Origin of the sequence: Streptomyces tamarix, from assembly GCF_032423885.1 — a bacterium.
Lineage (GTDB): Bacteria > Actinomycetota > Actinomycetes > Streptomycetales > Streptomycetaceae > Streptomyces > Streptomyces tamarix.
Window position 1 is genome coordinate 103387 of sequence record NZ_JAWCTQ010000024.1, and the last position, 8739, is coordinate 112125.

Genomic DNA, 8739 nt, shown 5'->3' on the forward strand with positions numbered 1-8739 from the left:
GGTCGCGTCCCCGGCACCGCGCGGTCGGGTTCCGCGCGGCTCCCCGCCCGACCGGGGCGTCCTCCACGCCCGCAAGGACCTCGACGGCACGTCACGCGGTGGCGGGCGGGGCGGCGGGAACGGTGGGGCCCGCGCCTACGACCGGTTGTTCGACGGGCCGAAGAACTCGACCTCGGCGATGGCGACCTGCTTGTCGGGGGAGGCTCCGTAGGCCGAACGCAGGACGAACCGCACGGCGGTGACCTCGCCCACCCGGAACGCGCGGTGCTGGCCCCCGGCGCCCTGGTCGAGGGTGAGGACCCGGGTGACGGTCTTGCCGTCGGCGGTGGTGACCACGGCGTCGACGCGGTGCGGCAGGGCCGAGCGCGAGAGCTGGTCGGGACGGGTGGAGACACCCGGGGTGATCACGAGGTCCAGGAGGCGCGTGGGGCGGTCGAAGCGGGCTTCGAGCCACTCGCCGTCTCCGGACTGGGTCACTCCCGGCCCCCACCAGGTGTTGTTCAGCTTGTCGAAGGCGAGCTGCGGCGCGTGGCCGGGGAAGGACCGCGAGGCCCTGAAACCGTCCGGCCCGACCGGGGCGCGCTTGGCGAAGTGGTCCCGGACCGCGTTCACGGCCCGTTCCGTGTTCAGTCCGGCGGTGACCAGCAGCGCCAGCACCAGCACGCCCACCACCACGTTCGACACGCGCCCGAAGCCGCGCCGCAGCCGCGGCCGGTCGCCGGCCCAGGGCGCCTCTCCCGCGCCGGGCCCGAACAGCCGCCGCCACCAGGGCCGGTGGGGCCGGCCCGGCGCCTCCGCCGAACGGGACATCGGCATGGCGCAGCGCCCGCAGAAGTGCCGGTCGGGCCGGTTGGGCGTGGCGCACCAGGGGCAGGGCACGCCGCCTTCGGTGCCCGTCTCCTGGCCCGGGGCCCGTACCCGGGGGCGGTTCGCGACCGGGCGGCCCGGCAGGACGGGCTCCACGGACGGCCCCGCGGCGGGCCGGGAGTCCGGCTCGGTGACCGGTACGAGCAGGGACCTGGCCGTGTCGTCGGGGGCGGCCTCGGGAAGCGGCCGGGTGGGGGCGGTGTCGTCCGCCCGTGCCGGTACGGGGGCGGTCCGCTCGTCGGGCGAGGGCTCCACGGGCCGGGGGACGGTGGAGGCCCGCGGCGCTTCCGTCCGTTCCGGGTCCTGGCCGGCGGGGGCCGGGGCGGGGGCGGGGGTGGTACCGGTGCCGGTGGCCGTGCTCGGCGGTGCGGCGACGTCCCCTCCGGGCCGCGTCCCACCGGCGGCCGGGTCCGGGGCCGTGGCACGCCCGGACCCGGCCGCCGGGGCGGGCCGTTCCGGCGCTTCGGACGTCCAGCCCAGCACCGCGCCGCAGGAGTCGCAGAAGGACTGGCCGGGTTCCGCCCGGGTCCCGCACTCGGCGCAGTTCGCGGCCCCGGGGGTTCGCCTGGTCATCTCTCGGGGTTCCTTTCGGAGACGGTCACCTGGACCGTGTAGGGCATGTGGGCGGGGCGGGCGGCCGCCACGAGGCGGTCGAGCCGGTGCTCGGCCGCCGGGGTCGGGTCGGGCAGCCGCAGGGTGACGTGGAGCCGGGGGCGGCGCTCGCCGGGGACGGGGCCGAGGGGGCGGGCGTGCCAGTCGGCGGCCCCGCTCTCGCTGATCTCCGGTTCCACCCCGAAGGCCAGCCGGACCGCCTCGGACAGGCCGCGGCGGGTGCCCCGTACGCGGTGCAGGTACGCGGCGGCGGCGACGGCCGCGCGCAGCCGCGCCTCCGGCTCCGTACCGTCGGTCTCGGCGCCGACCCAACCGCCCAGCCACCGGGTGAAGTCGGCCGGGGCCAGGGCCGGGGTGAAGTAGGCGTCCAGGCAGTCGAGGACGCCGAGGATCGGCGCGATGACCTCGTCGAGCCCGGCGACGAAGCGCTGCGCCAGGTCGTCGTCGGCGAAGACGGCCGGCAGCATCGCGCCGATCGGCGCGGAGGACCCCATTCCGTCGATCGAGCCCCTCACGCGCCGTCCCCGATCACGCGGACCCGGTGGTCGAAGGAGAAGACCAGCGACGGCGCTCGGAGATCGATGCGGTCCGTCGCCTCGCCGCGCTTCCCGGTCAACGGGTCGGCGGGGTGGAGGCGGACCTCGTCGACGAGTTCGACTCCGGGGACCCGCTGGAGCACGGCGAAGACCTCGCCGGACTGGACCGGGCGGCCGAAGGGCCACCCCGTGCCGTCGGCGCCGCCGGTGAGCGGGTCGAGGTGGCGGTAGAGCGCGTCGTGGGCCCGGCGGCGTACGCGGTCCGTGTCGACCCCGCGGAAGGCGTGCACGGTGGCGACGACCGTGACGCCCTGGTAGAAGGGCGGGCCGACCGCCAGCCGGGTTCCGATGAGCCGCCGTTCGTCGAGGTGCCGGGTGATCCGGCTCAACAGGTCCTTGCCGGGGACGAGCTGTTCGAAGCGCAGCCGTCCGCCCGGGTCCGGCACCGCCTGCGGGACCACCAGGACCCGTACGGCATAGGCGCCGTGCTCGCCCTCGTCGCCCTCCAGGCAGGTGATGCGGGCCGTCTCCGGAGCGGCCCGGCGGGCCAACTCCTCGTAGTCGCGCAGCGTCACGGCCCGTTCCTGCGCCCGCAGGGTGATGGGGGCGCGGACCTTGGCCTCCTCGACCGTCTCGCCGTCGACCCCGCCGCGCGCCGCCTCCCGGTTGACGACCTCGGCCACGTACGGGACGGAGCTGCGCAGCACCTGTACGGCGCCGCGGGCGACGTTCCCGGCCCGCCCCCCGCCGGTGCGGTAGCGGCGCGCCCGGACGACGGCGCCCTTGGGGGGTGCCGCCCCGTACTGCCGCAGGGTGCCGTCGGGTTCCCGTACGGCGGGGCCGAAGGCGATCTCGCCGGTGGCGGCGTCCAGGGTGATGTGGCGGTCGTGCGGTCCGGAGGCGGCGAAGTGCGGCACGACCGTCCAGTCGGCCCACCCGTCGTGCTCGGCGGTCTGCAGGTGCAGCGGCGGGTCGTCGCCGACGACGGGCGCGTGGGCCAGCCGCAGCCGCTGGCCCGGCAGGCCGGTGGACTCGCCGAGGGCCTCGTCGTGGACCGTCTCGGCGTGCACGGCGCGGGTGGTGCCGCCGATGGTGAAGGCATCGGCGGACCGTACGGTCGGTGACGTGGTGTAGAAGGGCTGGCCGGCCAGCGGTTCGGTGACCCGGCAGCGCAGCCAGCCGGCCCGGCGGCCGCCGGTGCGGGAGACCGCGTGGCCGCCCGGGACGTGGAGCACGACCTCGCCCGGCCGGTTGAGGCCGCCGGTGCCGTCCCGGTCGACCTCGCACTCCGCCCAGCCGTCCTCGGTCCACGCCTCCCACACGAGCGGCGGCTGCCGCGGGTCGACGCCGACGCCGTCGACCCGGCTGTCGAGTTCCAGCGCCACCGCGCAGTGCGGCACCGCGGCGCTGAGCCCGAACAGCAGGCAGTCACCGGCCTGCGGGGCCTCGGCGAAGCACCGGACGTCCTTGCCCTCGGCCAGGTCCGCGGTCCGGTCCTCGACGGCGTCCCCGCTCCTCTGCACCACGACGTGCGTCAACTCGCACGACGTGATGTCGAGTTGCCGTTCGGTGGCGAAGACGACGGCCTCCTCGCTTTCGGTGCGCAGCGTGGCGACCTCGGTGCCGGCCGGCAGGACCACCACCTCCTCCTGGGGGGCGGAGAGCCAGAACGTGACGTCGGTGCGGGCGGCCGAGGGCGGGAAGAGGGTGATGCCGACGAGGTCCAGGAACGCCAGGTGGTTCTTCTCGGGGACGCGGTTGAGCCGGTAGACGATCTGGTCGGCCATGTGGGCGACGGTTTCCACGAGGGTGACGCCGGGGTCGGACACGTTGTGGTCGGTCCACTCGGGGGCGCGCTGCTGGATGTAGCGCTTGGCGTCGTCGACGAACTGCTGGAACCGGCGGTCGTCGAGGTTCGGGGAGGGCAGGGCCATCAGTGGTCGCTTTCCGGAAGGGTGCCCGGGTCGCCCGGGCCGGGCTCGCCGTGGGAGGGGATGACGTAGAAGGGGAAGACGAGGCTGCGCGGGTTGTTGGTGCCGCGGATCGAGTAGCGCACGTCGATGTAGAGGACGCCCTGCTCGGCACCGGCCGTCACCTCGACGTCGTTCACCTCGATCCGGGGCTCCCAGCGGTCGAGGCTCGCGTACACCTCGTGCTGGATGCGGCCCGCGGTGGCTTCGTTGACCGGGGCGAAGACCAGGTCGTGGATGGCGCAGCCGAACTCGGGGCGCATGGGCCGCTCGCCCGGCGCGGTGGCCAGCACGAGCCGGATCGCCTCCTCGATCTCCCGTTCCCCGCTGACCAGGGCGATGGCTCCGGTGGGACCGATCCGCAGCGGGAACGCCCAGCCCGATCCGACGAACTGCTCGGCCATCAGCGGTCCACTCTCCTTCCGGGTGGCTTTCCGGCCGTCACGGCAGCGGATACGGCTTGTTGTTGACCAGCACCACGCCCTGCAACAGGAGGGTCGCGGCCCGGATGCCCACGTTGGCGACGGAGTTGACCTGGACGGTTCCGCCCGCGCTGACCGTCGCGGCGCCGAGCGCCTTGAGGCTGAGCGCGCCCACCGCGTCCACGTTGACCGCGCCGCCGAGCGACTTGAGGTTGACCAGGCCGTGGCCCTCGATGGTGAGGGGCCCGCCGCTCTTGATGGACAGGGCCCGGCGGGCGCTCAGGGTGAGGTCGGTGCCGGCCTCGATCGACACCGAGCGGGAGCCGGTGATGCTGACGGACCCCTTGCTGTCCACGGTGATCTCGGTCTTGGCGCGGTCGAGGTGGATGGTCAGCCGGTCGTTGCCGGTCGCGATCCGTACGCCTTGCTTGCGGGACCCCGTCTGCTGGCTCAGCAGGTCGACGCGGTTGCCCTGCCGGTCGGACAGGGTGTGCCGGATCGCCCGCTTCTTCAGCCCGTCGTGCAGCGGCACGTCCTTGACGACGGTCGGCTGGTCGCGGCCGTTGTAGAGGCCGCCGATGACGAACGGATGGTCCAGGGCGCCACGGTCGAAGGCGACGAGCACCTCGTCGCCGACGTCCAGGGGGAAGAGCCCGCCGCCGCCCTTGCCGCCCAGTTGGACGGTGCGCGTCCAGTCGCTGACGTACGTGTCGTCCAGCCACGGGAACTGGAGCTTCACCCGGCCCTGCTTGAGCGGGTCCTGCACGTCGGTGACCAGGGCGTTCGCCACGCTCGGCAGTCGGGGAGCGGTGGCCGCCGCGCCGCCGGAGGCGAGGCCGAAGAGGGAGCGCCACTGCCGGCCGCTGACGGTCACCCACGTCACGTACTCGCCGTCGTCACCGAAGACGTGCCGCGCCGAGGTGACGGTGTACTTGCCCTCGAACGGGGCGCCCACGTCCCTGAGCGTGACCGGCACTCCGGGGCGCAGCCTGGGGTTGCCGCGCACCGTGACCTCCAGTTCCGCGAAGGAGGAGGTGATGTCGTCGGCGAGCGCCCGGGCGGCGAAGCCGACTTCGGACTGGCGGTCGTAGGGGGTGTCGGTCTCGACCAGTTTGGCCGCCTTGAAGCGGGCCCCCGCCTTCCCGGGGGTGGTGCCGATGGCGACGGCCGCGTTGGTCGTGGCGGGCGCGAGGGCCGTGAGCTTCCGTTTCGTCGTGACGTCCCAGCCGCGGGATTCGACCTTGCCGACCTGGTCGGCGGCGGTGACCGCGGCCCGGCAGCGCAGCACGTCCTGTCCCGCGTGCAGCACGAACGGGCTCTTGTCGCCGTCGGTGCTCGTCGGTGGCGCGCCGGACGCCGGGTCGGGCCGGACGAACCGGAACCTGCCCTTGCCGTCGAGCGACATCACCATCTCGTTCTCGTCGGCGAGCCGGACCAGGAAGTCCCAGTCCGTCACGTTGGCCTGGCTGAGGAACTCGTAGACCGTCTTCGTGGCCTGCACCTCGCCGACCGGGATGCCGCTCGTGCCGGCCAGTTTGCGGGCGATGTCGGAGGCGGTCTGGTTGCGGTACGCGGCGACCCGGCGCTGCCGCATCAGCCGGTGCCCGGGGTCGTAGCCGCGGACGACGGTGAAGGTGCCGGTGCCGTCGTAGTCGGTCTCCATGCCGGTGACCTCGCCGGTGAGCAGGGGGGAGGCGGCGCCCTGCCCGGCGGAGACGGGGGCCAGGACCACGGTGGAGCCGAACTGGACGTTGAGTTTGCCCAGGAGCAGCCCGTGCGGGTCCCGGAAGGTGAGCCGGAAGGCACCGGGCACCCCGGCCCCGAGGTCGACCCAGGCGCCGACGAGGTCGTTGGCGAACTCGTCGGGGAGCCTGGCGCCGTCCAGGGTGAGGTGGATGACGTTGGAGAAGGAAGCCTGCACCATCAGGGACCACCGACCTCTTCGGCCGCGGGGAGCACCAGTTCCGTACCGGTCCGCAGCCGTGACGGGTCGTCGATGCCGTTGGCCTCGGCGATCGCCCGCCAGGCGGTCGCGTCGCCGTACTCCCGCCAGGCCAGCGACTCCAGCGAGTCGCCCGCCACGACGCGGTGCACGCGCTGGGCGGTGAGCGCGCCCGACGTCGGGTTCTGTCCCTTGGTGTTGCTGGGGATCTCGTGCAGGTTCACCCGGCAGGTGGCCCGGATCGGCACGCCGGTCGTCCCGAAGAGGGAGTAGGTGGCGTCCACGGAGGAGACGTACGCGGTGAAGCGCGCGGTGGAGAACGCTCCCCACTGGAAGACCACCCAGGGCGTGGACGGCTGCTTGGCGGCGATGCTCTTCGAGGTCACCTCGCAGCAGGAGAAGAGGGCCTCGACCTTCTTCAGGACCGCGTTCCCGCTCGGGTCGTCCGAGGAGTCGAGGAAGATCTCCACCGTCATCTCCCGGGGCTCCGGCCCCATGAACTCGGGCAGGGCGCCGTCGCGCACGGCGGCGGTGGGGGTCGTCTTCCAGCGTGCGCGGCGGCTCAGCGCGAGCTGGGAGGGGTTGAAGTCGAAACCGAAGTTCTTGATGAGCCCGCCGGGTGTCGTGCTGTGCCCGATCGGCGGCTCGTGAATGGCCAGGGTGGCCCGTACGAGACTCTTGCCCGCGCCACCCCTGGCGCCCTTGCCTGCCATGTGCCGCGACCCCTCAGTCCGTGAACCCGTGGTGCGTGATCTCCAGGACCTCGGTGGCGACACCGGGGTTGGCCGGGTCCAGGGACGGCCCCCGCCAGTTGACGGGCAGCACGTCGATGAGTCCCCAGCGGGCCACCTCGGACCCGTCCGCGCGCAGGGCGGCGATCTGGGCGGTCGGCCGGGTGACCCCGGTGGTGACGGAGGAGATCCAGGCCGCGACCTTGGCGGTGTCCGGGGTGAGGGGCCGGGTCAGCCGGATGGTGGAGAAGGTCACCCGGGACGGAAGCTGCCAGACGAACCCGTTGTTGCCGCCCTCCTGGTGCTGCTCGATCTCCACGGAGGAGGCGAGCCCCTCGCACCCGTTGAAGAACCCGAGGCTCTCGCCGTCGATGGTGAGGGTGAAGAAGACGGTGGATCCCGGGTCGAGATCGCTGGGCATCGGGTGCGCCTTTCAGGGGACGGCGGGTGGGGGTGGGGACCGGGGCCGGGTCGGGGGCTTCAGTTGCGGGGGTCGCGGAGCCTGCCGACCCGCTCCCGGTCGAGCCGGAGCTCGGTCCGCAGCAGCCGGGTCAGCGGCCCGATGAGCCGATGGGTCAGCTCGTCGACCTGGGCGCCGGTGAGGGCGCGGGCGTCGAAGTCGACGGGGGTGTGGGCGGGCGGGGGCTCGTCGGGGGTGGGAGCGGTCGGCGAGGGAGGGGAGTACGGAGGCGGGGGCTCCGGGCTCCGGGTGCGCTGGACGGTGGGAGGCGCGGTGGTGGTCGACGCGAAGGGCGGGGGTGCGGGGAACGGGAGTCGTGGCTGAGGGGCCTGCGGCACCGGGCGGCCGGGGGCGTGCACGCGCACGGGCCCGGCTTCCGCGGCACGCTGGACCGCAGGCACGGACCCGGACGCAGGCGCGGACCCAGACGCGGACGCAGGCGCGACGGGTGGAGCCGGTACGGGAGCCGCTACGGGTGTCGATACGGGTGCGGGGGTGGGCGTCGGGGGCGTCAGGCGCACCGCCGGTCCGGGCACGGACCCCGAAGCTCGTACGGGAGCCGGTACGGGTGCGGGTGCGGGGGTGGGCGTCGGGGGCGTCAGGCGCACCGCCGGTCCGGGCACGGACCCCGAAGCTCGTACGGGAGCGGGCGCGAGCCCCGCCGTCGACGGAGACGGGTGGGCGGCGCTCGCACGCGCCTGACCGGGCACGGCCACAGCACGCTGCACCGAAACCGCCTCCGCGACGCTCCCGCCCCCGGCCGCCGGGGCGGGCGGTGCCGGACGGCCGGACGCGGGCGGGGGCGCCGGGCGCACCGCCGCCCGGGCCTCCGGTCCGGGCCCGCGCCCCGGAGCCGGTACGGGCAGGGGCACACCCGGCGCCGGGTGGCCGGACGGCAGCGGGGGTGCGAGCCCCGGCCTCGGCGGGGGCGTGGCGGTGGTCGCCCGGGCGGGCGCGGCAGCCGCAGCACGCCGTGCCACCGGCGTTGGAGCGGTGACCGGCGCGTGGACGGGCGGGATCGGGGCCCTCTCCGGGGCGGCGGCGGGAGCGGGCGCCGCCGTCGCGGCACGCTGCACCACCGGTACGGGGCCGGACCCCGAAGCCGGGTCCCCGGCGGCGGATCGCCCCGGTGCCGTGGCGGGCGGGACCGGATCGTCACCGGCAGCGGTGAGCGGCCCGCCCGGCGCCGCGTGGCGTCC

At 74.9% G+C, this 8739-nt stretch carries 8 protein-coding genes; all 8 read right to left on the bottom strand.

What is annotated here, in order from left to right:
• Positions 1 to 135: 135 nt before the first annotated feature.
• Genes RND61_RS19640 through RND61_RS19675 form a run of 8 tightly spaced genes read right to left on the bottom strand, consistent with a single transcriptional unit; the run spans position 136 to position 7905 of the window.
• Entirely contained in the window at positions 136 to 1440 is a 1305-nt protein-coding gene (locus RND61_RS19640; RefSeq protein ID WP_315879311.1) for an NADase-type glycan-binding domain-containing protein, read from the bottom strand.
• On the bottom strand, positions 1437 to 1994 hold the full coding sequence (locus RND61_RS19645; RefSeq protein ID WP_315879312.1) for a phage tail protein: 558 nt from the start codon (positions 1992 to 1994) through the stop codon (positions 1437 to 1439). The genes RND61_RS19640 and RND61_RS19645 overlap by 4 nt, the downstream gene beginning before the upstream one ends.
• Positions 1991 to 3949, bottom strand: coding sequence for a putative baseplate assembly protein (locus RND61_RS19650; RefSeq protein ID WP_315879313.1), 1959 nt, complete (start codon positions 3947 to 3949; stop codon positions 1991 to 1993). Before RND61_RS19650 ends, RND61_RS19645 begins: the two co-directional genes overlap by 4 nt.
• On the bottom strand, positions 3949 to 4389 hold the full coding sequence (locus RND61_RS19655; RefSeq protein ID WP_315879314.1) for a GPW/gp25 family protein: 441 nt from the start codon (positions 4387 to 4389) through the stop codon (positions 3949 to 3951). The genes RND61_RS19650 and RND61_RS19655 overlap by 1 nt, the downstream gene beginning before the upstream one ends.
• 37 nt (positions 4390 to 4426) lie before the next feature.
• Positions 4427 to 6331 (bottom strand): VgrG-related protein, encoded by a 1905-nt coding sequence (locus RND61_RS19660; RefSeq protein WP_315879315.1) that lies wholly within the window; start codon positions 6329 to 6331, stop codon positions 4427 to 4429.
• Complete coding sequence (locus tag RND61_RS19665) at positions 6331 to 7062, bottom strand: CIS tube protein (RefSeq protein ID WP_315879316.1); 732 nt, start codon at positions 7060 to 7062, stop codon at positions 6331 to 6333. The genes RND61_RS19660 and RND61_RS19665 overlap by 1 nt, the downstream gene beginning before the upstream one ends.
• A 13-nt stretch (positions 7063 to 7075) precedes the next feature.
• Entirely contained in the window at positions 7076 to 7501 is a 426-nt protein-coding gene (locus RND61_RS19670) for a phage tail protein (RefSeq protein WP_315879317.1), read from the bottom strand.
• A 59-nt stretch (positions 7502 to 7560) separates the two neighbouring features.
• Positions 7561 to 7905 carry a hypothetical protein gene (locus RND61_RS19675; protein WP_315879318.1) on the bottom strand — a complete coding sequence of 115 codons (345 nt, stop codon included), beginning with the start codon at positions 7903 to 7905 and terminating at the stop codon, positions 7561 to 7563.
• Positions 7906 to 8739 lie beyond the last annotated feature (834 nt).